This is a genomic window from Paracrocinitomix mangrovi, from assembly GCF_019740355.2.
Classification (GTDB): domain Bacteria; phylum Bacteroidota; class Bacteroidia; order Flavobacteriales_D; family Crocinitomicaceae; genus Paracrocinitomix; species Paracrocinitomix mangrovi.
On record NZ_CP091819.1, the window covers coordinates 2142205 to 2166206 of the forward strand.

General features: G+C 36.1%; 26 protein-coding genes. 5 read left to right on the forward strand and 21 right to left on the reverse strand.

Annotated elements, in window-relative coordinates:
* The first annotated feature begins 156 nt into the window (after positions 1 to 156).
* Complete coding sequence (locus tag K6119_RS09845; RefSeq protein ID WP_221838695.1) at positions 157 to 963, forward strand: hypothetical protein; 807 nt, start codon at positions 157 to 159, stop codon at positions 961 to 963.
* A 4-nt stretch (positions 964 to 967) separates the two neighbouring features.
* The gene (locus K6119_RS09850; protein ID WP_221838697.1) at positions 968 to 1978 is read left to right on the forward strand and encodes a S41 family peptidase; all 1011 of its coding nucleotides are present in this window, start codon (positions 968 to 970) and stop codon (positions 1976 to 1978) included.
* Positions 1979 to 2239: 261 nt separating this feature from the next.
* Here K6119_RS09850 and K6119_RS09855 read toward each other — a convergent pair whose 3' ends face one another.
* The 13 genes from K6119_RS09855 to K6119_RS09915 all read right to left on the reverse strand — a co-directional run bounded on the left by K6119_RS09855 (position 2240) and on the right by K6119_RS09915 (position 12452).
* Entirely contained in the window at positions 2240 to 2869 is a 630-nt protein-coding gene (locus tag K6119_RS09855) for a toxin-antitoxin system YwqK family antitoxin (RefSeq protein WP_221838699.1), read from the reverse strand.
* Positions 2870 to 3147: 278 nt separating this feature from the next.
* On the reverse strand, positions 3148 to 3456 hold the full coding sequence (locus K6119_RS09860; RefSeq protein WP_221838701.1) for a hypothetical protein: 309 nt from the start codon (positions 3454 to 3456) through the stop codon (positions 3148 to 3150).
* A 550-nt stretch (positions 3457 to 4006) separates the two neighbouring features.
* Positions 4007 to 4675: a hypothetical protein gene (locus K6119_RS09865; RefSeq protein WP_221838703.1), complete on the reverse strand. Its 669-nt coding sequence runs from the start codon at positions 4673 to 4675 to the stop codon at positions 4007 to 4009.
* Between the two features lie 174 nt (positions 4676 to 4849).
* On the reverse strand, positions 4850 to 5374 hold the full coding sequence (locus K6119_RS09870) for a hypothetical protein (RefSeq protein ID WP_237828150.1): 525 nt from the start codon (positions 5372 to 5374) through the stop codon (positions 4850 to 4852).
* Between the two features lie 179 nt (positions 5375 to 5553).
* On the reverse strand, positions 5554 to 6132 hold the full coding sequence (locus tag K6119_RS09875; RefSeq protein WP_221838707.1) for a hypothetical protein: 579 nt from the start codon (positions 6130 to 6132) through the stop codon (positions 5554 to 5556).
* A gap of 203 nt (positions 6133 to 6335) precedes the next feature.
* Positions 6336 to 6917 carry a hypothetical protein gene (locus K6119_RS09880; RefSeq protein ID WP_221838708.1) on the reverse strand — a complete coding sequence of 194 codons (582 nt, stop codon included), beginning with the start codon at positions 6915 to 6917 and terminating at the stop codon, positions 6336 to 6338.
* Between the two features lie 188 nt (positions 6918 to 7105).
* Positions 7106 to 7699: a DUF1444 family protein gene (locus K6119_RS09885; RefSeq protein WP_221838709.1), complete on the reverse strand. Its 594-nt coding sequence runs from the start codon at positions 7697 to 7699 to the stop codon at positions 7106 to 7108.
* Between the two features lie 197 nt (positions 7700 to 7896).
* Positions 7897 to 8541 (reverse strand): DUF6896 domain-containing protein, encoded by a 645-nt coding sequence (locus K6119_RS09890; protein WP_221838710.1) that lies wholly within the window; start codon positions 8539 to 8541, stop codon positions 7897 to 7899.
* 277 nt (positions 8542 to 8818) lie between these two features.
* Positions 8819 to 9334: a hypothetical protein gene (locus K6119_RS09895; protein WP_221838711.1), complete on the reverse strand. Its 516-nt coding sequence runs from the start codon at positions 9332 to 9334 to the stop codon at positions 8819 to 8821.
* Positions 9335 to 9520: 186 nt separating this feature from the next.
* Positions 9521 to 10543 carry a tetratricopeptide repeat protein gene (locus K6119_RS09900; RefSeq protein WP_221838712.1) on the reverse strand — a complete coding sequence of 341 codons (1023 nt, stop codon included), beginning with the start codon at positions 10541 to 10543 and terminating at the stop codon, positions 9521 to 9523.
* 242 nt (positions 10544 to 10785) lie between these two features.
* Positions 10786 to 11124 (reverse strand): hypothetical protein, encoded by a 339-nt coding sequence (locus tag K6119_RS09905; RefSeq protein ID WP_221838713.1) that lies wholly within the window; start codon positions 11122 to 11124, stop codon positions 10786 to 10788.
* Positions 11125 to 11337: 213 nt separating this feature from the next.
* Positions 11338 to 11691, reverse strand: coding sequence for a tetratricopeptide repeat protein (locus K6119_RS09910; RefSeq protein ID WP_237828151.1), 354 nt, complete (start codon positions 11689 to 11691; stop codon positions 11338 to 11340).
* 407 nt (positions 11692 to 12098) lie between these two features.
* Positions 12099 to 12452 (reverse strand): tetratricopeptide repeat protein, encoded by a 354-nt coding sequence (locus K6119_RS09915; protein ID WP_237828151.1) that lies wholly within the window; start codon positions 12450 to 12452, stop codon positions 12099 to 12101.
* A 332-nt stretch (positions 12453 to 12784) separates the two neighbouring features.
* Here K6119_RS09915 and K6119_RS09920 point away from each other — a divergent pair, with 332 nt between their 5' ends.
* Together K6119_RS09920 and K6119_RS09925 are read left to right on the forward strand one after the other, a co-directional pair.
* The gene (locus K6119_RS09920) at positions 12785 to 14071 is read left to right on the forward strand and encodes an AAA family ATPase (protein WP_221839036.1); all 1287 of its coding nucleotides are present in this window, start codon (positions 12785 to 12787) and stop codon (positions 14069 to 14071) included.
* A 3-nt stretch (positions 14072 to 14074) separates the two neighbouring features.
* The gene (locus K6119_RS09925) at positions 14075 to 14752 is read left to right on the forward strand and encodes an RloB family protein (RefSeq protein WP_221839037.1); all 678 of its coding nucleotides are present in this window, start codon (positions 14075 to 14077) and stop codon (positions 14750 to 14752) included.
* Positions 14753 to 14926: 174 nt separating this feature from the next.
* Here the strand turns inward: K6119_RS09925 and K6119_RS09930 are convergent, their stop codons facing one another.
* The 5 genes from K6119_RS09930 to K6119_RS09950 form a co-directional block, all read right to left on the reverse strand.
* On the reverse strand, positions 14927 to 15448 hold the full coding sequence (locus tag K6119_RS09930; RefSeq protein ID WP_221839038.1) for a hypothetical protein: 522 nt from the start codon (positions 15446 to 15448) through the stop codon (positions 14927 to 14929).
* Between the two features lie 170 nt (positions 15449 to 15618).
* Positions 15619 to 16110: a hypothetical protein gene (locus K6119_RS09935; RefSeq protein WP_221839039.1), complete on the reverse strand. Its 492-nt coding sequence runs from the start codon at positions 16108 to 16110 to the stop codon at positions 15619 to 15621.
* A gap of 161 nt (positions 16111 to 16271) precedes the next feature.
* Entirely contained in the window at positions 16272 to 16787 is a 516-nt protein-coding gene (locus K6119_RS09940) for a hypothetical protein (protein WP_221839041.1), read from the reverse strand.
* Between the two features lie 209 nt (positions 16788 to 16996).
* A complete protein-coding gene (locus K6119_RS09945) occupies positions 16997 to 17839 on the reverse strand; it encodes a hypothetical protein (protein WP_221839042.1) in 843 nt (280 codons plus the stop codon).
* Positions 17840 to 18322: 483 nt separating this feature from the next.
* Entirely contained in the window at positions 18323 to 18790 is a 468-nt protein-coding gene (locus tag K6119_RS09950; protein ID WP_221839043.1) for a Dps family protein, read from the reverse strand.
* 158 nt (positions 18791 to 18948) lie between these two features.
* Between K6119_RS09950 and K6119_RS09955 the strand changes: the two genes are divergently transcribed.
* The gene (locus K6119_RS09955) at positions 18949 to 21057 is read left to right on the forward strand and encodes a SpoIIE family protein phosphatase (protein WP_221839044.1); all 2109 of its coding nucleotides are present in this window, start codon (positions 18949 to 18951) and stop codon (positions 21055 to 21057) included.
* A gap of 2 nt (positions 21058 to 21059) precedes the next feature.
* Here the strand turns inward: K6119_RS09955 and K6119_RS09960 are convergent, their stop codons facing one another.
* The 3 genes from K6119_RS09960 to gldE are packed head-to-tail and all read right to left on the reverse strand — an operon-like array spanning position 21060 to position 23954.
* Positions 21060 to 22100 carry a sensor histidine kinase gene (locus K6119_RS09960; protein WP_221839045.1) on the reverse strand — a complete coding sequence of 347 codons (1041 nt, stop codon included), beginning with the start codon at positions 22098 to 22100 and terminating at the stop codon, positions 21060 to 21062.
* Complete coding sequence (gene gldD, locus K6119_RS09965; protein WP_221839046.1) at positions 22097 to 22690, reverse strand: gliding motility lipoprotein GldD; 594 nt, start codon at positions 22688 to 22690, stop codon at positions 22097 to 22099. The genes K6119_RS09960 and gldD overlap by 4 nt, the downstream gene beginning before the upstream one ends.
* On the reverse strand, positions 22674 to 23954 hold the full coding sequence (gene gldE, locus K6119_RS09970; protein ID WP_255715272.1) for a gliding motility-associated protein GldE: 1281 nt from the start codon (positions 23952 to 23954) through the stop codon (positions 22674 to 22676). The genes gldD and gldE overlap by 17 nt, the downstream gene beginning before the upstream one ends.
* Positions 23955 to 24002: the final 48 nt, after the last annotated feature.

Sequence of the window (24002 nt, forward strand, 5' to 3'; positions counted from 1 at the left end):
CATCATCAACTTAATATTAGCCGGATTCTTTCAGCTTTCGAAATGATTTTAATCACCCATAATTAGGCATGACTAGGATAATTTTGATCAATAAATAGGGGTAAATTAATTCTTAATTGTCTTAACAGTATGATAAAACAAAATGCCATTATAATTATGCTGATCTTTCTTCCAAGTCTTGGAATAGGTCAGGAGCAAGAGGAATTAAAAAATGACATTTCTCTTAGTTGGGGAGTGGGGAACTTGGTTAAACAGGATATAACATTTTCTCCGTTGATCCACGGTGATTGGTCTCCTGTTAATTTTTTATTTACTTATGAACGATCTAATCAATTAGAGCATAAGGTCAATGTCAGATATGGGAACTATAAATCACGTGTGGGTGAAGAGTTCATTTACAATACTCCTTGGAGTAGTCAAAGTTATCCTACCTCTCCGCATAATATAAATGTAGCAGCAATTAATTATTCACTTGGAAAATCTGTCATAGAACGAGATCAATTCAAGTTGATTTTAGGAGGAACATCAAGAAATAGATTTGATATTACTGATTACATATACGGTTTTAACGGGACAGCAGGAAACTATCTGTCCTTGGGCTTAGATTTTTGGGTTAACCTGAAGTATAAAATTTCTGAAAAACACCGACTAAAAGTTAATTTGAGTGTGCCTATTTTTGCATTCGTGTATCGTTCACCTTACCTCACACAGAATGATGAGTATTTTGAAGATATCTACTCGCATAATGATGTAAAAGGCTTCTTTCTTTATTTCAAGAGAGGTGAAATTCAGTCTTGGAACAATTCTCAAAATTTTGATTTTGACATCAACTATTACTATGCTCTTACAGAGAAATGGGAGTTAGGAGCAAACTATTGGTTTTCAATAAACACGAATAAAAAACCAACAAAATATGCTTCAATAGAAAATGTCCTTTATTTATCCGCAAACTATAAATTTTAATCAAATGAAAATTCAAAGTGTATTAATCTTTGCTTCAATCGTATTGCTTGCTAGTTGTAAAAAGAAAATTTTTGAACCAGAGCCATTGAATAATCCTGAAGCTTTATTTGAAGAATTGTGGGGAACATTTAATACTGATTATGCTTGTTTTGAAGAACGCGGAGTTGATTGGAAAGAACAATATTCAATCTATCGACCTCAAGTGACATCAAACACTACTGATCAAGAGCTATTTGCAATTTTTAAAAGTATGCTAGGAAAATTGAAGGATGGTCATGTTCAAATGGCGACACCTTTGGAGGAGAATGTATTTTTTGCAGATAGTCTTTATGACTTGATGTTGGAAGATGATCTTTTTGATTTAGAAATAATTAAATCCAATTACCTTAATAATGAATACTTAGAAAATGGATATGGAGGAAATACCTATGGAAAAATTGGTGATGTGGGTTATCTGTACATAGAGTATATTGGAGATAATTTACTGTCAATAAATGAGGTGTTAGATTATTTTTCATCTTCACAAGGATTGATAGTTGATTTGCGTCATAATTATGGTGGTAACTTTACCTACGCATTTTCAGAATTTGGGCGGTTTACCAATGAAGAACGCTTTGTTTTCAGGTCGAAAACAAAGTCAGGGCCTGGGCCTGACGATTACACAGACTGGTATAATTGGAGTGTTTATCCAGAAGGTGATTTTTTTGATAAACCAGTAGTTTTGCTTACGGATAGATATACTGGTAGTGCCGCCGACAGAACTACTATGTTATTTAAAACATTGCCCAATGTTACACATGTAGGTGATACAACCAATGGAAATTATGGGACAAAAATTGCTAAGGAATTGATCAACGGTTGGTATTATACCCTAGTAACGCAGAAAATAGAATTTATGGATGGCCTGTCGTACGAGGGTATTGGAATGTCTCCAGATATCTATAGTAAAAACCTTCTTTCTGAAATGCAAATGGGACAAGATAACACTTTGGAAACGGCAATAAGTCTTTTTTAATGAAACATGAATGCATTAAATAAGATAGTAGATTTTTCTCTCATTATATGATTCATAACGTTTGAGCAAAGCTAGTGATTTGTTGCTTGCGCAGCAAGTGCAAAACACGTGCGAGGTGCGGTGGCCAAAAAACCCGGACTTTGGCTGTCCGACCGTGTGATGGCAAAAACCACTTTATGGACACGTAATGGGTGCAAGTGAGTTGGCAAAAAAGGGAAGGACATGCGCTTTACCTATTGTGTTAGCACACGTTTTCATACCCTATTTTTTCAGATTCCCATTATCCCAAACCTCCTTGCGTATTAGCTCTCCAGATTCGTAGTATCTCCAAGTTCCGTGCTTAACACTTGCATTTTCATTTGCACAATCTAAAACCCCTTTTTTGTTCTTTCCGGTGTATTCACCTTCAACTAAAAGTGAACCATTTTTGTCGTACTCTTTATAGTCTTCAAATCTCCTTCCGTTAAAGCACTCATTGTATTGTTTCCAGACTTGTCCGTTAGTGTAATATTCCGTGACTTTCTCATAAGCGAAATCAACAACACCTTTTCGAATTATGTTTTGATTTGAATCGTAAGTAATTGAAATTCCATGGCCTAGCGAGTCTATATCAATGATCGTAATATTGCCAAGAGAATCTTTCATCCAAGACTTTTGGTAGTCTCCAGGACCTAGATATTGATAATAAACTAGTTCGTCCTCATTCCATTCAATATAATTCAACTCGTAGATGTCATAACCTTCCGCATCACTGTAAGAATAGTACTTATGAATTTTTCCGTTTGGGTAATAAATAGCTGCACAAGTTGGAAATTCTGTTGTATCATAGTATTGGACACGAATCAACGAATTCTTTTCCGAATGTGTTGATGAGCTATCCGTAAACTTCATGCTTGGGAGAAAAGCTGGATATAATTCCTGAGCAAAAAGTTGACTGGAATAGAGTAGGATTATTAAAGAGCTAATTCTAAGCATTGGGTAATGGGTGCTAACGTTTGGCTAAAGCTAGCAATTTATTGCGTGCGAAGTGCGCAGGCAAGAAAACCCCGGATACTGGCTGTCCGACCGTGATGGCCACCCGGTAATGTACACGCAACTGGGTGGAAAAAGCGCGGCCAAAGGGTCAGACGTGAGCTTTGCTTACTGTGTTATAAGCCGTTTTCTGTGCTTTACAATTCAGTAAATGAAACAATTGAAGTGTCACAATGTTTTTGCACAATTTGCAAAGAATCGATCTCTTCTCGAATTAAGGGATAGGTTTTATATCTAGGATTTTTTTCAAGCCAATCCAGTACAATTCCCGAACCTATCCTTTCAATCGGTTTTTTCATAAGGGAATCAAGAGAGATTCCTTTCTCTTCGTAAGGATTATAAAACCTGAAAAATTCGTACAAAATTGGGTCAGCAAGCGTGTCGATTCCCATGAAGTAATCCTTTGGATTGGATAAAAAATACATATCTCTTATGTCGTGTCCCATACTGCTATGGGAAAGATCAAACCTATAATTTTTAAGAAAAAAATAAGTCAAAAAAAATCTCAGAGTATCTGGATTGTTGTGTCTCAAAATAAGCAATGCGGGCTTGGTATTTATTGTGTCATGAGGATAGCCGCGTGTGTCTTCAATTGAAAAGCTCCGAAACAAACTATCAATGTGAGAAGTGGCTTCTTCCTCATTTGTTACATACAGGTAATCTATAGGTTTAATAATTTGGGTACTATCCACTGAGTCCTTAACTGTGTCCTGAATAGTCGTTGATGAGCCACTGGATTCCGTTGAATCATTACAAGATATAAGCAGTAAGGTGCAAAGTGATGATATAATAGCAAATGGGCGCATGGCAGAACTGTAATGGCTTATAACGTTTGGGTAAAGCTAGCAATTTATTGCGACGTGAAGTGCGCTGGCCAAACCCGTACTCTGGCTGTCCGACCGAGATGGCCGCCAGGATTATGGACACGAAAAGGGCGAAAGCGTGCCGGCCAAAGGGTCGGACGTTAGCTTTAGCTATTATGTTATGAATAGTTTTTCAACTCACCCAACGTGTATTTTTCCAAACTAATTCCCACTTATCTTTCTGTTTCTTAAATAAGTATGTAGTACCACTTCCGCAAAGACCCCAACAGTGTCTATCAACTTCAATTAATAAGTAATTTCCGTCCGAACTTAGGGTAGGTTTTGAGAATGTATAATGAGCTGGAAAATCTTGTGAACCATTTTGACCATTTTTAATCCTGTTTGTCAAAGAGTCAGAATCTAAAATATTTAAGTTTGGATAACAAATTTCGTCAATTCTAGATGGTTTGGCTCCATAGTTCTCAAAGTCTTTTCTTGTGAAAATAGTATCAAGTTGTTTTGTTGTCCAAAGGTATGATGTGTCTAATTTTTCATGGTATTTGTTCGAAAACAAACTGCGTTTTTTTTCAGGTTTTTCACCAGAGAAATCAACTTTTGAAAATGACAAAGGTCTTGCAGGTAAATATAACTCAGTGCCAACTATTTCAACTGAATCAGCTTCATTGTAGCAATTTTCTAAGAGGTAAATTGCAAAGCCAAATAAAGTGTCGCACTTGTCTATTGTGTTGTTATTTTCTTGTGGCAAATTATTAGAATTTTCCTTACTGAAATTGCAAAAAGAAAATAGAGTGCTAATTAAAATTAGAAGTGCAGAATGAATATAAGCCTTGTAATTATTCATAACGTTTGGGTAAAGCTAGCAATTTATTGCGACGTGAAGTGCGTAGGCCAAACCCGTACTCTGGCTGTCCGATCGTGTGAAGGCCAAACCACTTTATGGGCACGCTATGGGTGCAAGTGAGTTGAAAAAAAAGGGAAGGACATGCGCTTTACCTATTGTGTTATGGGGCGTTTTCTACTCTTGAAAATACGCTTTGATTAGGTCATAGTAGTAGCTCATTCCGTATATGTTATCATCAATTTGGTATTCATGATTGGGTGCTGTGAGCAACAGTCCGTAGTTAATTGTATCACGATCAATAATCACATCTTGGTTGTAATTTCCATTTATAATTACATATCGATTTTCTGTTGAGGTTGTTTTTACATCTTTGAAGAATTTCTCTTGTTCAAGAGAATCTAGAGCGTCACTTATTCCAAAACCAAAATCTGAATCAACTTCATATATCCATTCTTCTCCTTTTTCAAGATAACTATTGAATCGTACAGTGTCTGGAATGAAAATAACTACATGTTTACCATTTATAAAAGTAGAGTCCTTTAATTTTGCCAATTCTAGTTCTTCTACCTGATTTTCAGTTGCAATAGTGTCCGTTTGAATTTGAGGTTCTGATTTGGTTTGGTTATGGGTTTTCTCTTCCGACGGCTGCGAACAACCGAACAGTAGCAAAGTCGAGATGATCATTAATTTATTGCTCATAGCAATGCCCCATAACGTTTGGGTAAAGCTAGCAATTTATTGCGACGTGAAGTGCGTGGGCCAAACCCGTACTCTGGCTGTCCGACCGTGTGAAGGCCAAACCACTTTATGGGCACGCAATGGGTGCAAGTGAGTTGGCAAAAAAGGGAAGGACATGCGCTTTACCTACTGTGTTATGGCTAGTTTTTCATGGCATCACAATCCTCTTGACTCCAGCAATCGGTGCAAGGTTGTTCTACTTTTTCGAATTCTTTTTCGAATTCCGAATTAACATAATCATTAATTGTAGAATGTCCATTTTCCCAATTAAATTTCCAGGCCGCAACTCCTGAATATTTTTCGTTCCAGCTAATTGAGCAATTTAATTTTTCATTAGTTTCAAAGCTTTCTGAATTGATCAAAATTTCTCCTGAGCTAGAAATTCGCGAATTTATTATTTTGAATTTAAATTCTTCCTGCGTGCCATGTAATAAAATGGTCCAGTTATTTTCAACTTCTGTAATGCTAATCATTCCGTTTCCCATGTCACAGCTTTCATAAATTATAAATGAAGAATCTGTTTTAGTTAACTGAATCCAGTTTTTTGGAAATTCATCCAATTCATATGGCTGAAATTTAGCAATATCAATAGAATCAGATGAGTTCTGCTCATTTTTTGTTTCTTGCAAACTCTCATGAATATTAGAGTTAGAATTACAGGATATAACAATAAATATTATTGAGGTTAGAATAGATATTTGTTTGATGTAATTAGCCATAACGTTTGAGCAAAGCTAGCAATTTATGGTGCGCGCAGCAAACCTAAATTGCGAACGAGTGCGTTGGCAAAAAAGCCCCGGACTTTGGCTGTCCGACCGTGAGCTGGCCGCCCGGACTTTGGACAAGAAATGGGCGAAATGTGAGATGGACAAGGGTGGACGTAAGCTTTGCTTACTGTGTTAGCTGGCGTTTTCTACCAAAATCAATTACCTCCGTTCTTTATGGGTAGATTTTGAACTAGTTCCTCAAATGTTTCAAAATTTTGACGATTCACTCGTTCCAATATTCTTTTGATATTTCCAGAACAATAATCAGCTTCATTGCAATTATACCCACAATTACTGCACAAAGAAGGGCTGTAGAAAACAAAATCTTGAGTTGTATACAAATGAGGTCCTGAATTCGGCCAGCAGCAACTCGACATGATTATAATATCAATTGAATGTTTTGAAATTCTATCTAATTCTGATATAGGATAAATTTCAAAGGTAAGTCCGAATGATTTTGAACTTTCATTTACGGATTTTTTAGTACTGTCTGAACGATAGAATTCAATTTTAGCGATCAAAAATTTTGATTCTATTGAGTCTAATGCCAAAACATTGTACTTCCATAAATCCAAGGAGTCATAGACAATTTCGGTATTGAATAATGTAAGATCCCATTTCATATTATCAAGAATGATCACTGAGTTGCTGTCATTCTCAGAAGGTAAAGTAATCTGACTAAACCCTTGAAAAGTTATTAGAATTACTAAATATGACAACAAGTATTTCAAGTTCATATCAATGACAGCTAACGTTTGGCTAAAGCTAGCAATTTATTGCGTGCGAAGTGTGCGGGCAAAAAATCCCGGACTTTGGCTGTCCGACCGAGTTAGGCCAAACCAGGACTTTGGACACGCCACTGGGAGCAAGTGCGTTCGGCCAAGGGTGGACGCTTAGCTTTAGCTATTGTGTTATGGGTAGTTTTTCACCCCTGCAATTCAATCTTCGCACCAGGTCGCTTTAAGAAAACTTTCGGTGAGAGTTTGTACTCACCGCTATTGAAGAGATCATTGGCTCCTTGTGTTAGCTGGCTCAAAGATGTACTGTTTGATGCAGGTCCTATTATCAAAAGCTCTCTTGACGGGATTGCAACTATTGCATTATCATTGTACTTCGCAAGTACCTGAGACCATAGAGATTCCATTAAAATCAAAGATGCTTCTAAATTTCTGTCCAATTTCACCATTTGAAGGTTATCATCACCCTCAATAGAAATTCCAGTTTTATTAGCGTAATTCTCGAGATTGGCCAATGCAATCTCTTTGATTTGAGCAATGTTTTTTTGGAGATCTTTAAGGCTCTCTTCGTTCAAGTATTCAAATTGACTTCCCGTATCTTCTGCAAAGTAGATATGTAGGTTATCAACCAGATGTTCTGAAATTGGCTGAGAAATGTTTTCGAGACCAGCCGAAGTTCCTCCGCCCAGCTGAGCTTTTATTATCGGAAATATTCTCTGAAGGTTATGTTCCTTATTCTGTGCAGCTTGACCTGCTGATTTGCCAAATAGTTTCTTTAACATAATTGCTTTGCTTAATTACCCATAACGTTTGGCTAAAGCTAGCAATTTATTGCGTGCGAAGTGTGCGGGCAAAAAATCCCGGACTATGGCTGTCCGACCGTGATGGCCGCCCGGATTATGGACACGTAATGGGCGAAAGCGTGCCGGCCAAGGGTCGGGCGTTAGCTTTAGCTATTATGTTGTGTTTAGTTTTTTACTTAGGTTGCATTCGTTTTACGAATAGGGACATCTACTTTTGACCTTTCTTTTACAACTACACCTTTTTCATCAGGCCAGTTTGAGTTTATATATTCAAACTTTCCTAGTTCAACCATTTCTTCCAAAATACGTTTTCCATCCGCATAGTCACAAAACAACTTAACAGGTATTGGCTCGTATTCTTGTGTTGTCTTAATAAATTGGACAAAAAAGTAAGGATCAAGTTGTCCGAACTCTAAGCCATAGTTCAATGGAACTTCAATTTGTTGACCGGTCTCTTTATTAGTGAATGCACAATGAATTCCATGAAATGCGTACTTCCAACCGTTAAATTCTCCCACAGGTTCATAACCAAATTTATTTGTATGGCGCAAAGTGTCCATTGGTAATTCTGGGTTGATCGTAATGTCGTATTCTTTCGCAAATGCTGTTATTAGTTTTGTAGCGAGATTCCGATAATCTTTGGCACATTTTTCAAAAAAATCTTGATTATTGTGAATTTCCTCTGAAGTAATAAGTTTGACAATATTTATTTCTGGTAAAACCGTATGAATTCCGATTTGAAAATTAGGATGATCAGATTTCCATTTTTTTCCGATTGATTCCCTTTTAGATTTTATCCATCTGCCAAATTTTACTTTCAATCTGATTCCATTTGGCAAAGATTGGATTTGGTCACTTGTTGGTAAATCTTTAATTCGCTTACAAACTAATATTTGATCTTTAAGTTTCAGGTCAACTCAATTAAACACAACGTTTGGGTAAAGTTAGGCATTTATGCCGTCTTGATGTGCGCAGGCCGAAACCCCGGACTCTGGCTGTCCGACCGAGGGAGGGTAACCCGGTAAGTGGACACGCTATTGGGTGGATGTGTAAGGCCAAGGGTGGACGTTTGTTTTAGGTAATGTGTTAGGAGCAGTTCTACTCATTAGTATATCTATTTTCTTGAGCTCTTAAATTCACAGAATCCCAAAGCGAGTCCAATTCACAAGATCCTTTAAAATTAATATCACCCTTATTTGTGAAAATATTTTCAGGGAAAAATTGGTAATGATTTGCTGCTTCCGTAATATCAATTTTACCAACAAGACAATTCTCTTTATTGAAAACTGTGAATCCAGCAAACAAACCAAGGTCCGCTTTGTCAGAATAATTGCCTTGAACCCAATTCGAACTATCTAGAATTATTGTTTTCAATTGACTTATTTCTTCAGAATTCAAGTCCGTCCAACTCTTTTCAGTGTAAAGGAAATCAGAGCATGATTTTCCATAATACTCTATATGTACTTCTTCAAATTGATATGATTTAAAAAAGCGAACACGATATTGATCTGACAGTTTGGTCCAGTCCAGGTTCAACTCACCGCATTCCTTTAATTCCGAATTTGAACAATTTGATAACAGGATAGATGATATAATAACAAGAAATAATCGCATTAATTGCTTCCTAACGTTTGGGTAAAGTTAGGCATTTATGCCGTCTTGATGTGCGGTGGCGAAAAACCCCGGACTCTGGTTTGTCCGACCGAGTGATGGAAGCCCGGATATGAACACGTACTGGGAGGGAAAAGCGAGGCCAGAGTGTCGGACATGAACTTTACCTACTGTGTTAGGTGCAGTTTTCTAAAGTCCCAACTTTTCAAGTTCTGATGAAGCTTCTTCAGAGCCAAGTTCAATTGCACCTTGCAAAAACTCTAATGCTAGGTCTATGTTATCAGTTTCGACATAGCATTTGCCAAGACCATACATCAAAAAAGCTGTCGTGTCATATTGTAGCATTGTTTTGAAATCGGGTATAGCTTCATGATAGCGCTTCATGTCAAGTAAAATTGACGCTCGATTGCCGTATGCCCAATCATTTATTGGAGTAATTTCTATGGCGGTGTTTACATCCTGCAGTGCTTTGTCCAGTTGACCAAGTTCTTGGTAAACAGTAGCTCGATTACTGTGCCAATTACCACCGAGATCAATAGCTTTGGAATAATCTGCAAGTGCCAAATCAAATTGTTCTGATTCTGCGTAAGCAATACCTCTGCGGTTGTAAAGTGAGTGGTCTTCTGGCGAGAATTCAATTGATTTAGAATAATAAACTATAGCTGAATCATAATTAGAAATCGCTTCGAAGCAGTCACCTATTTTCATGAATGTCATATCAAGTCCACTTGTAAATCCTAAGCTTATAGCTGTCTCAAAATCAATAATTGCATTATTCCATTCATGTATTTCTTTGTAACAATTACCTCTCATATAGTGAGCAACATCCAAATAAAAGGAGTCTGGAAATACGTTTACTTTTTGAATGATACTTGTGAAGTCCTGAATAGCATATTCATAGTGTTTAAATTCATATGCTAGATTTCCTCTGTTTAATAAAGCATTTTTATTGTTCGGATTGAACAAGAGAATATGGTTGTAATCAAGAACGCTTAACTTAATACTATCAAGCTGTATGTAGGCATAGGCTCTTCTCGTTAATGCGGTTTCATTTGCAGATTGGATTGATAAAATTTCTGAACAAGTTTCAATACTCTCGATATATTGATTAGACTTACTGAGATTTTGTGATTGCATTAAAAGCTCTTCTATATGTAAAGAATCGGATTCAGATAAACTTGCAGATTCTGAAGAGGTTCCATTGCAACTCAACAAATTAGTTGACAGCAAAATTAGTACAGGTATGTAATATCGTAATTGCACCTAACGTTTGAGCAAAGATAGGCATTTATGCCGGCGCGAGGCGCGTTGGCCAAAACCCCGGACTTTGGCTGTCCGACCGTGTGATGGCAAAAACCACTTTATGGACACGTTTTGGGCGCAAAGTGAGATGGACAAGTGTCGGACGTGAGCTTTGCTTACTATGTTAGCAACTGTTTTTTAATACCAATTAATTAGCTATTGGTAGTTGAGTTCAAGTATTCAAGAAGGTAGAGAAAATCTGAGTCGGTGCCATTCGGAATTTCATATTCCCAAGGAGTTCCGCTAGATGATATAATTCTCAGAATTGTAGGTTCATCTGCGTTGCTAACTATGTCGGCAATTATTTGGTGCCAACCTGGTAATTTATACCAGAAACTGTCTTTCTGACGTTTTATCTTAATTTCCTTAACATCAGAAAATTGGTATTGCTTTGTTTTTCCAGTTTCTTGAGATTCAACAGAGAAATAGTCTTCATAAACATTGATTCTGGGGAATCCAGTTTTTTCAAATGTAATTGGGTAGAGACTCATTTCTATTGCAATAGTTGCTAACGTTTGGGTAAAGCTAGTAATTTGTTACTTGCGCAGCAAGTGCAAATTACGTGCGAAAGTGCGCTGGCCAAACCCCGGATACTGGGCGCGTCCTACGTGAAGTGGCCAAACCAAGATATGTACACGCAAATGGGAGCAAGTGTGATGGACAAGGGAGGACGCTTTGCTTTACCTATTGTGTTATGCACAGTTTTAACCACCTAAGTCCGTAATTCTCTTTTTTGGATATGGATCATTAGGATTAATAGCTAATGCTCTTTGAAACAACAGTAATGCTTTTTCATGGTTTCCTTCTTTAACATATTTTTCTGCTGTCTGAATAATTGCGAAATATTGCTCTTCATCTGAATCACAATGTATTACCATTTTATCAATATCATTTATTCTAGAAGTGACATGAGCGTCTTGTTTACATCCTGAATAAATTCGATATGACAAGCAATAATTTCTTTTAGTAAATAAAGAGTCGGCGAACAAGACTACTGCCAGATTTGGATTCTTTGAATTTTCAATTTTGTCAACCAAAGATTCGCAAATTGAGATCATACTTTGTACATAGTTGAATTTCCATTCTTTTGAGGCTATTTTGTAATGATTGAGAGCTTTCTGGAATTTTTGATTTCTAAAATTTCTGTCGGCTTTATTTATTTCAGACTGATAAGCTTTCCAGTTTATATTAATCTCTTGGCAAAAGGTGGTCTTTGTGCAAAACAAAAAAATTAAGGTAAGTACTTTGATTATTTTTGCGTAATTGTGCATAACGTTTGGGTAAAGCTAGTAATTTGTTACTTGCGCAGCAAGTGCAAATTACGTGCGAAAGTGCGCTGGCCAAACCCCGGATACTGGGCGCGTCCTACGTGAAGTGGCCAAACCAAGATATGTACACGCAAATGGGAGCAAGTGTGATGGACAAGGGAGGACGCTTTGCTTTACCTATTGTGTTATGCACAGTTTTAACCACCTAAGTCCGTAATTCTCTTTTTTGGATATGGATCATTAGGATTAATAGCTAATGCTCTTTGAAACAACAGTAATGCTTTTTCATGGTTTCCTTCTTTAACATATTTTTCTGCTGTCTGAATAATTGCGAAATATTGCTCTTCATCTGAATCACAATGTATTACCATTTTATCAATATCATTTATTCTAGAAGTGACATGAGCGTCTTGTTTACATCCTGAATAAATTCGATATGACAAGCAATAATTTCTTTTAGTAAATAAAGAGTCGGCGAACAAGACTACTGCCAGATTTGGATTCTTTGAATTTTCAATTTTGTCAACCAAAGATTCGCAAATTGAGATCATACTTTGTACATAGTTGAATTTCCATTCTTTTGAGGCTATTTTGTAATGATTGAGAGCTTTCTGGAATTTTTGATTTCTAAAATTTCTGTCGGCTTTATTTATTTCAGACTGATAAGCTTTCCAGTTTATATTAATCTCTTGGCAAAAGGTGGTCTTTGTGCAAAACAAAAAAATTAAGGTAAGTACTTTGATTATTTTTGCGTAATTGTGCATAACGTTTGAGTAAAAATAGGCATTGATGCCGCACTGCGCAAGCAGTTATTTTTACTTAATATGTTATGTATTGTTTTTAATTGTTAGATTTGTGAAAAATTCTCAAATAATAGAATTAGATGCTTATAGAATTTAGTGTTGGCAATTTTTATTCGTTTAAGGATATTCAGACAATTAGTCTAAATGCTGCAAATATTGTATCAAAATATCCTTTTGTGGATCAAAATAATGTTTTCAATCATAAAGGGCTTAAATTATTGAAATCTAAGGCAATTTATGGTGCAAACGCAAGTGGGAAAAGTAACCTTTCTAGAGCTTTTGTCTCATTTGTTTCAATTATTAATGAGTCCGTAAAGAATGATGGATTATTGGAGTTTAGAATTTTTCCCTTTGAACTCTCTACGGAAACTGATTCCAAGCCTTCGTTTTTTCAGATGGTTTTCTCAGTTAACAATGTTATTTATCGGTATGGGTTTGAAGCGGATAGATCAAAAATTCATTCTGAATGGTTGTATGGTACTCCCAACAAGCGTGAAGTGTATTTTTTTAGAAGAAAAGGGAAGAAAATAGAGATTAACAGCAATCAATTTTTAGAAGGACATAAAATTGAACAGTTGCTCGGCAAAGATAGTGATGTTGCAAGGCCGAATTCTCTTTTTTTAACGACCGTTGCTACTTTAAATGGTAAACTAGCAAAATCCATTGTAGACTATTTGTCCGGATTGGTTGTGATCACAGGATTGATGGATTTTGAATTAAGAAGATTTGCTGAAACTGCACTACAAAATGACAAAGTTCGAGCAAGAATAGCCAAAATGCTAAAGAATGCAGATATTGGACTGGAGGATATTAATGTCTTAGAAATAAATCAAGACAATCTAGGAGATGATGCGCCTGAAGCACTTATGAAAAAAGTAAGGGGAGGTAAAAAACATAATATTGTTATTACCGATCATATGAAATATGATAAGTCAGGTAAAAAGTTAGGAACTTTCCCAATGAGTTTAGACATCCATGAGTCTGAAGGAACGAAGAAAATGTTTGAAATAAGTCCAGTTCTTATGGATGTGTTGAATAATGGTAAGGTGCTCGTGTTTGATGAATTTGATGCTAGATTGCACCCCCTATTAACGCGAAAGATTGTGGAGATGTTCAATTCAAAGCGAACAAATAAAAAGAACGCACAGATAATTTTTGCTACTCATGACACCAATTTGCTTTCAGCAAAATTATTGAGGAGAGATCAAATTTCATTTGTAGAGAAGGATAAATACGGAGCGAGTCACCTTTATAGTCTTGTGGATTTTAAAGGAGTAAGAAATGACTCTTCATTTGAAAAGGACTACATCCAAGGAAAATTTGGCGCTATACCATTTTTAGGAAATTTAGAAGAGGTATTTGGATAGATTATGCCAAAGAAGACTAGACATATTAAGATCACAGATCAAAGCAAACCTTGGTTAAGAAAAAAGAGCTTGACCAAATACAAAATTGAAGAATTACAACCCAAAGATTCAATTTTGATTGTTTGTGAAGGTCAAACTGAAGAACGATATTTTAAGTCTTTTCCAGTTTCAAATGCTCAGGTACAGCCGGTTGGTGTAGGTTGTAGCCATAAGTCCTTAGTCGAATGTGCAATTAATATGGCTGAGGACGAAGATTATGATCAGGTTTGGTGTGTTTTCGATATGGATTTTAAACCTGGAGAAAATGGTCAATTTGAAAGATTTGATAATGCAATCAATATGACAGTATCTAACGGATTTAATTGTGCATACTCTAATGATGCTTTCGAATTATGGTTTGTCTTGCACTACGAACACATTGATCAAGAATATTTGCGAGATTTTTTATTCGAAAAATTAAGTCAGTTTTGGGATATATCATACGTTAGAGAAGGGAAGAAATGGGCATTTGCAAATGATATATATTCCCGTTTGGAAAGAGATGAAAGAGCAAACCAAGAGTTGGCAATAGATCGTGCGGAAAAATTATTTGAACTTAATTCTGATAAACCACCGCACAAACAAATTCCTGTAACACTCGTTTTTGAACTTGTTAAGATCTTAAATGAGTATATAGAATAATACATAACGTTTGGGTAAAGTTAGGCATTTATGCCGTCTTGATGTGCGCAGGCCAAAACCCCGGATTCTGGTTTGTCCGACCGAGTGATGGACGCCCGGATATGTACACGTACTGGGAGGGAAAAGCGTGGCCAGAGAGTCGGACATGAACTTTACCTATTATGTTAGCAACAGTTATTTATCAATATAGAAAGCCCCATTGTCGCTAGGATTGACAGTTGCGTAGTAGCCACTTACTTTCGTGAAGTCTTTGTCACAATTCCCTGAATAAGAAATCTGTTGCTCCGATATATATGATTCCGAAGTTGGGTTTTTGATATTAAATTTGACAGTATATTCAGTTTCCGTTGGATTTTCAGAATTATCTCCTTCCGTCATTTTATTCGAGAATACACCTACCATTATTATTTCATGTGTTTCTCCTGTTTTGTAAAGACTCCATAAATCGTAGTATATGGTCGCGTTAAATTCAAACTCTTGATTTGGAGTAATGTTTTCAGGTAGGTCAGCAACAATTCTACCCGAGATCATGAAATAGTCGTCCGATTCCCATTCACCAGTCCAATATGACTCTCCATATTCAGAAGGTATTTTACTTCGATAGTTAAAGTAATTAGCTAAGACAATTGCAAGCCATCCGAATATAAAAATGGACAAGAAAATGAGAGCTCGCTTTTTTAACTTCCCGTTTTTCACAATTGTTGCTAACGTTTGGGTAAAGCTAGCAATTTATTGCGACGTGAAGTGTGCTGGCCAACCCCGTACTTTGGCTGTCCGACCGTGTGAAGGCCAAACCATTTTATGGGCACGCTATGGGCGCAAGTGAGTTGGCAAAAAAGGGAAGGACATGTGCTTTACCTATTGTGTTATGTGCAGTTTTTTACTCCGAGAATTTTTTTACCTTTTTTGTCATTCAATATTATTTTTGAATTGGTCCTTTTAACCCGAATTGAAGAGACAAATGAGTCATTGAAAAATAGAAAAGCTTTTTGTTCTAGTAATAAGTTGATTAATAGACAGCTTGGATTAAAATTTGTTTTGTCTGAGTCGTATTTTTCAAGGTAAGAATTAAGAGAGTAGTTGACATTACCCTTAATCACATAGTCAGCTTGTAGTTGTTCCTTTATTTTGTGATAAATTGTTGTTGTAGAATCTTGATTTACTGTTTTGATTTTGTGTCTTAAAGCGTTATTCAGTGTGTCTTTATGTACGTAAATTTTTGACTTCTGAATATTGAATATTACAAACTCATTTTCGTTTTCTAAAGTTCCAGTTGGTAAAAAAATCTCCGTCACTTTATTTTGTCCAAATGATTTGAAAAAGCAAAGCAACACAAATATGACTAGATTCAACTTCATTTAATTGCACATAACGTTTGGCTAAAGCTAGCAATTTATTGCGTGCGAAGTGTGTGGGCAAAAAATCCCGGACTTTGGCTGTCCGACCGAGATGGCCGCCCGGACTGTGGACACGTAATGGGCGGAAGAAGCGAGGCCAAAGGGTCGGACGTTAGCTTTAGCTATTGTGTTGTGTACCGTTTTTTACAATGGGTTTTTGGGTCATATCTATCTCTGGGAACCATTACCATTGTGTCGATATTGTCTGGTTGATGTTCAGGTGATATAGGCTCCGAAGTGCCATAAAATGCTCCATACTCAAATTTGTAAATATGGAATTTAGAAATTGAAGGCACACCTACTATTGCGCTCTTTTCACCATAGAATTCAAAATATACTCCTTGAGAATTTTCGTCTATTTTATATTGAAGTGGCAATGAGTCACGATCATATCCACAAACCGAGTCATTAACGAATTGACCTAAACTGAATTTATCTCCATTTGTCACAGAAACGGTTAAAATTGTGCTGTCTCGCCATGAAGCTATTTTATTCCAAACAAAATCTTTGTTAAGAGTAATAGAATCTTCAAAAGGCTCCTGAGTTATTGGCACTGAATTGACACTTTCTATTTCTTTGGAATTACAGGAAGTAATTAACAGAAAGCAGAGAACCTGAAAAATCAGAATTAGTTTCATAATTCAATGGTACACAACGTTTGGCTAAAGCTAGTGATTTGTTGCTTGCGCAGCAAGTACAAAACACGTGCGATAGTGCGGAGGCCAAAACCCCGTATCGTGGCTGTCCACCGAGTTAGGCCAAACCATTATATGGACACGCCAATGGGAGCAAGTGCGCCGGCCAAGGGTGGACGCTTTGCTTTAGCTATTGTGTTAGCAACAGTTTTCTATTTCATGTACATAATTAACCCTTTGTATTTGTACTTTTTATTAAAATCCTGAAACCTCCATGCCATTTCAGGAAAACTTATTATTATTTCATTTACTTTTTTTCTGGAAAGAAGTAAATGGATTTGTCTTTTTGAGTCAAGTTGAGCAATTGGAATTTCATTGATTCCGTTATAATAGTATACCTCACTTTTAGCAATGACAGGTATTGAATCTTCTGTAATTTCTTTGCGAAAAATTAAATGATTATTATTCTGAGTTTCAAAATATTCATATTGAGTGATAATTTGATCACGTGGACAATACTCATAAGAACCATTATAAAATGTCATTAGATCACTACTGTCAGAAAAATACCTACAGTCACCTCCACAACTCAATAAATAGTCAAATTGAGAATAATCACAGAGACTGTCTATAATTTTGAAAAACTTGATACTTCTGGGTCTTCCTTCATAGTTGTATGGCTCTTTTTCATGCCACAAACGAAATTCTTTTGTGATTAGGATCGGTGAATTTAATGTATCAAACTTTATATAGTTATGGATGAATAGCTTTCCTTTAAAAAACTCACTTCGATCCGTAAGAATTCCTTTTTTTGAAAATGAATATTTCGTTGAATCTCCTCTATTATATTTTGTCCAAATACCTTGGAATTTATTTTGTTCGAAAATACCGCAGTAAAATGTTACAGTTGAGTCCCAAGGATGAATAAATGAGACCTGATAATAGCCATTAACATTCAGGTCTTTCCAACTTCTAATTTTAATAGTATCAGTTTGTCCAAAACTAAATAGCGACTGAAAAAATAAGATTAGAAGTGTTAATCTTTTAGTGATCATTTCGGAAGTTCTATTTTATTTATAAAACCTGATTATGGAATGGTTACTAATTGTTGCTAACATCCGAATAAAGTAACTAGTTACTTTATTCCTTTTATAGTTATTGTTCACCTAATTTATAAAAAAGAATTGAACTCAATTCAAATTGAATTTAAGTCTTTAATTGCTTTCAGATTGCTTGAAATATTAGATAAATACTGAATCTTGAGGTTGGTGAAAATTTTGAAAGAACTTATAATTTTAAGATAATTAAAATGGAACGAACCTAAAATTATAAGCGTGTATTTATACGTTTAATTATACGACTATTCCAGCTTAGGGATTGAGCGCGCCAGGCTGGTGGGTGGTTGCGGAGCTCTTAATTTGCGCAGCCAATTAAAGCGACTGAGCGAAAGCCCGACCAACGGTAGTTGGGAAGCCCCAAATACAAAATAAGAGAGCCTGTAAAACAGGCTCTCCTTTCACTTAATTCAACTATTTATATTACCCCAAATAAGAGGTTAACATCCAAACTAGTTTTTCACTTTGTGAGATGTAATCACTCATTAAAGAGTTGGTTCCTTCATCATCTGCATCAGCAGAAAGGCTTAACAAGGCTCTTTCTTTGCCAATTAAAACAGAAAAATTATTGATAACATGCTGTACTCCGGCAGGTCCGTCTGACACATTATTAATTTCCTTGATTTCTGAATTATTGATATAATCTGTCATGGTATGCAACGGAGTTCCGCCCAAGGTTAAAATACGTTCTGCTATTTCATCAACTTTTAAAATGGCATCATTGTACAGCTCTTCAAATTTTAAGTGCAGTTCAAAAAATTCTTTCCCCTTTACATTCCAGTGTAATCCTCTTAGATTTTGATAAAATATTTGGTAATTGGCCAAAAGATCATTCAATCCTTGTGACAATTGTTTTGCTTTTTCTACCTCAATTCCTATTGCGTTTTTCATTGTTTTTAGTTTTGTTTCACTACAAAGTTGGGGACAATTAAGGTATAAATCAAATCGATAATATTGATTACACTATAGATTATCTCTAAGAGAATTAAAGGCTTAACATTAGAACTTGCTATAAATGAATTTTTTAGTTTTATATTAGACTTTTACTAGTGAGAACCCAATTTAAAATACTACTACTCAGCGCACTTTTTTTGTGTCCAATTTTCTCTATTGGACAAGTAGATTACTTTAAAGAATTTGAAGAAAGCCTGGACAATGACAGTCTTAGCTGGAGAGATAAAGGCCTGGAAATGCATGCCGTGGTGAAAAACATTCATTTTCACCCCGAACAAAAAATGGCCAACTTAATGCGTGTTTGGCCCATTGTTCAACGCTATAACCAAATTGAGCTTTACTGGCAATGGCACAACATTTTAAACCTGATTTTTAGGGAGCAAAATGAAGTAAATAAAGCCATTGCTCACGGCTACAAAATGCTTGAAAAGGCGGAGGAATACAACAACCCTTATTGGAAATCTGAGGCATACAACAATTTATACGCTACCCATGTGAACCTTGGAATGACTGAGCAGGCTAAAGGATTTTTAATTAAAGCACAGGAGCAGGCAATTATAACCGGTGATTCGCAATTAATAAGCACCAGCTCATACTACCTGGGATATGCCTATTATTCAGAGTTTGAAAATGACTCTGCCATTTACTTTTTAGAAAAATCTGTTCAACACCGAACTTTATTTAAGACAAAAGACATTAATGTAGAACCTGGTTACCTATTGGCCAGAACTTTTATGCGCGATAAACAATTTGAAAGGTCAATTACCATTTTATTGCAATGCGCAGAAGAGTCAAAACAGATTAAGGGGGAATATTACAGCCAATATTATCATGCCGGTCCGTACATGTACATTTCAAACGCTTATGCTTTTTTGCACAATTGGGATTCGGCGGTTTACTATATGAATGAGGCGTTTAAAGAGTATAAAGCTTTTGATGAAGAGCTCTATATTCAAGCACATTATTATTGTGGATCTGCCTTTATATCTTCAGGGAATGAAAAGCTTGGTTTGCCGTTAATGAACTACCTGTTAGATTCAACTGATTTTCCGGCGCAACACGTTTATCCGTTTTTAGCAAAGGCATTTCGTGGAATGAAGCAACATGAAAAAGCCTATGAATATTATGACAAAAACCTTGCAATAATTGACAGTGTAAACAAGGCCCGCATCAAAGAAATGTCTGACGTATTGGAGCAATCTTCACAAGCTGAATTGGCCATACAAAAGCAGATGGATGAAAAGAAACAACAGTTGGCTGAAGAAAAGACGCAGGCCCAAAAACAACAAAAAAACATCATTTTACTCAGTGTGGCTTTTGTGGGAATATTGATTTTGATTTTTGCCCGCATCCTTTTTAAGCGCTACAAAATTATTAAGGAACAAAAAGAGGAAATTCAAGAACAGAAGATGCAGGTAGAGGAGAAAAACGAAGAGATTTTAGACTCTATCAACTACGCCAAAAAAATTCAGGATGCCATTCTACCTCCGGATACCTTTATCAATAAACACTTAAAAGACGCCTATGTTTTTTACAAGCCAAAAGATGTTGTTGCAGGAGATTTTTACTGGATTGAAGAGGTAGGTGACCATTTATTTATTGCTGCCGCAGATTGCACCGGACATGGAGTTCCGGGTGCTATGGTTTCGGTAGTTTGCCACAATGCCTTGAACCGCGCCATTAGAGAGTTTGCCTTACATAAACCGGCAGAGATTTTGGATAAAACCAAAGAGTTGGTGATTGAGACTTTTTCAAAAAGTGAAAACCAGGTAAGGGATGGAATGGATATCGCTTTGATGAGTCTTTCACTTGCTGATTTGAAAAAAGGTGGTGAAAGCATGGAAGTCAACTTTGCAGGTGCCAATAATCCGCTATGGATCATTAGAAAAGACAATGATGACATTGAAGAAATAAAAGGTGATAAGCAGCCTGTTGGTTTTCATGAAGAAAGCACCGCTTTCACTAATCACATAGTTACCATCAATAAGGGAGATTTGGTTTACCTGTTTACTGATGGATATGCCGATCAGTTTGGAGGGGACAAAGGGAAAAAAATGAAGAATAAAAACTTCAAAAATCTCCTGGTAAAATACCGTGAAGAGCCCGTTAAAAAACAACATTTGCTTTTGGAAACTGCCTTTGAAAAATGGAAGGGAGAAATTGAACAGCTAGATGACGTTTGCGTAATAGGTGCCAGATTCTAAATCTACACTTTTCTCAAGGTAAATGAAAAGGTAGATCCTTTACCTTCTGTTGATCTTACACTGATACTTTCGCCATGTGCTTCAACTATGTGTTTAACTATTGCCAAACCTAAACCTGAGCCACCAATGTGACGTGCACGGGATTTATCCACCCTGTAAAACCTTTCAAATAATCTTGGTAAATGGTCTTCTGCAATACCTAATCCGTTATCTGCCACCTCAACCAAAATTTTGTTGCGATCAATGTCGTGAAAACGAATGGTTGTGGTTCCTTCTTCATTTCCGTAAACAATTGAATTGGTGATCAAATTGGTTAATACCTGGGCAATTTTACCCTTGTCTGCATTCACCACTATTGGATCATAAGACTTATTGAATTCGAATTTGATTTTCTTAGTTTCAGCTTTCCCTTCTAGCTCATTAAAAATAGCTTTGGTCAATTTTACAATATCAAAATCTGTCAGCTTAAGTGAAAAACGATCAAATTCATATTTTGAAATCTCGTCCAAATCTGTCAAAATATCAGAGATTCTATCTACTCCGTTCAATGCTCTTTCCAGGAAATCGCGGTTTACTTTTTCATCTTCTAAACCACCTTCTAAAAGGGTGAGTACATATCCCTGGATACTAAAAACGGGGGTTTTTAATTCGTGCGCAAGGTTTCCTAAAAACTCTCTTCTAAACTTGGCTTGTTCTTCTAGCTTGGCAATTTGATCAGTTTGGGTTCGTGCCCACTGTGCCGTATCTTCTTCTAATTTGTTAAAGATATCTTCAGAGATGTTCATCTCGTATTCTTTCTCGTTGAATTTCTTTTTGGTAATCAGACGGTAAATAACCTTGATACGCTCATTGAGGAAGTTTTGAAAAATCACTGAGAAGATTATGAAGCTCAGCACAGCAGCTAATAAAGGAATAGCGATAAAAACAAACTTGCTGACATCATATGAGGATATCATTTGAAACACTATCAAAGCAACTAACATCAAGGCAGCCATTAAAATGCTACCCAATATTATTGCCTGGATAGGTCGATTTAGTTTCATTCGTTTAAAGGTTGAATTTCACTGTTCCATTTTACAGTTTCAATCATCTTGTCTACATCTTCTAAAACGTACTCTAAAGATGGTTTTAAACTGTCATAATTAGGAGCGGCGTTAAAATACAATGCTCCTCTTAAAAAATGTGTACTGCTATCGGTAACATAAAACTGATAAGGTGATGCTGCATTACCTACGATATTGTACTTCATACCATAAGCTTTGTTTTCATCATTTATCACTCTTGCTTCCATTATTTCATCAGCCTTGATGCTGTGATCATAAACCAGTTTTTGAGAATACTCAATGTTCATTAAAAGATTGGTATCAACCGGAATATAGGTCAAATAAATAGAGGCGTTAAATCTATTGATGACAATGTCTTTATTGCACGATCCTTCTTTGTTTTCAACTTTAAAGTATTCAGGAATATCGAATGAATATCCACAGTCTCCCTCATAAGTATGGTACACACGCTCAGGAAATTCCAAACGCATAAAACCTCTTGGTTTAGGATAATATTCAGGATCATCTGACCCGCAAGCCAACATTACAATTGGCAAAATCAATAACCAAACACTAATCCTCTTCTTCATTGCTTACAATTTCGTGTATTGTCATTTTAATTCTCTTCACTTTTCTAGCATCTGCTGCTTCAATGGTGAAAGTGTAATTTTCAAATTTTACTCTTTCTCCTTTCTTTAAAATTTTACCAGCCTGTTCAATTACAAATCCGGCCAATGTATCAGATTCAGATTTAGCCTCTTCAAACAAGGTTCCGTCAATATCTAATACTTTATAAATATCTATCAAAGAAGTTTTACCTTCAAACACATAGTTGTTGTCATCCAGTTTAGAGTATTGTAAATCATCTTCATCAAACTCGTCTGTTATCTCCCCAACAATTTCCTCTAAAACATCTTCAAGCGTCACAATTCCGGAAGTTCCACCATACTCATCTACCACCACAGCCATGTGCATTTTTCGCTCCTGAAAGTTGATCATCAAATCATCAATCTTTTTATTTTCCGGCACAAAGAATGGATCTCTGATTAAATCTCTCCAATTAAAATTTTCATCCTCATCCAAATAAGGCAGCAAATCTTTGATAAAAAAGATTCCGGCAATTTTATCAAAAGAACCTTCGTAAACAGGTAATCTTGAGTACTTAGTTTCTTCTAATTTTTCAACCACCTGCACATAATTCATTCCCACTTCCAGGGCTTCAACATCTACTCGTGGTTTCATGATCTGCTTCACATCTTTTTCACCAAAACGAACAATGTCATGCCATATTTTCTTTTCAGACTGGTCTCCACTTTCACCCATTGTAAGTTCCACAGCTTGTGACAACTCATCCGTAGAAATATTCACTGCTTTTTTCTTACCACGGTTTGATATCAGTGATGTTCCGGCAATTAAACCAGCCTTTAACCAACTGAATGGAGGAAGTCTTCTGATAAAGTTTAACGGCTTTGCCATTAAAAGTGACATTGATTTGCTGTGTTTGGTGGCGTAAATTTTAGGAATCACCTCACCAAAGAGCAATAAAATGAATGTAATAGCAACGATATCAATAAGCCTTTTCACCAGCAATGAAACACTGTCCGGAGGAAAAATGGTATCTGATAAATAGGTTGATAATATGATAATACCAACATTGATAAAGTTGTTGGCTATCAAAATAACAGCTAGTAATTCTTTAGGATTATCCAATAATTTAACCGCTACTTCAGACGATTTAGAATTATCGCTTTCAATTTCTTCAAGATCTGCTGGTCCTAATGAAAAGTAGGCAACTTCAGAACCTGAAATTAGTGCAGACATCATGAGCATAAGTATCAAAATGATACAACTCACAATCAAAGCTGTGATTCCAATCGAAGATTGATCGGGTATTTGTAAGAG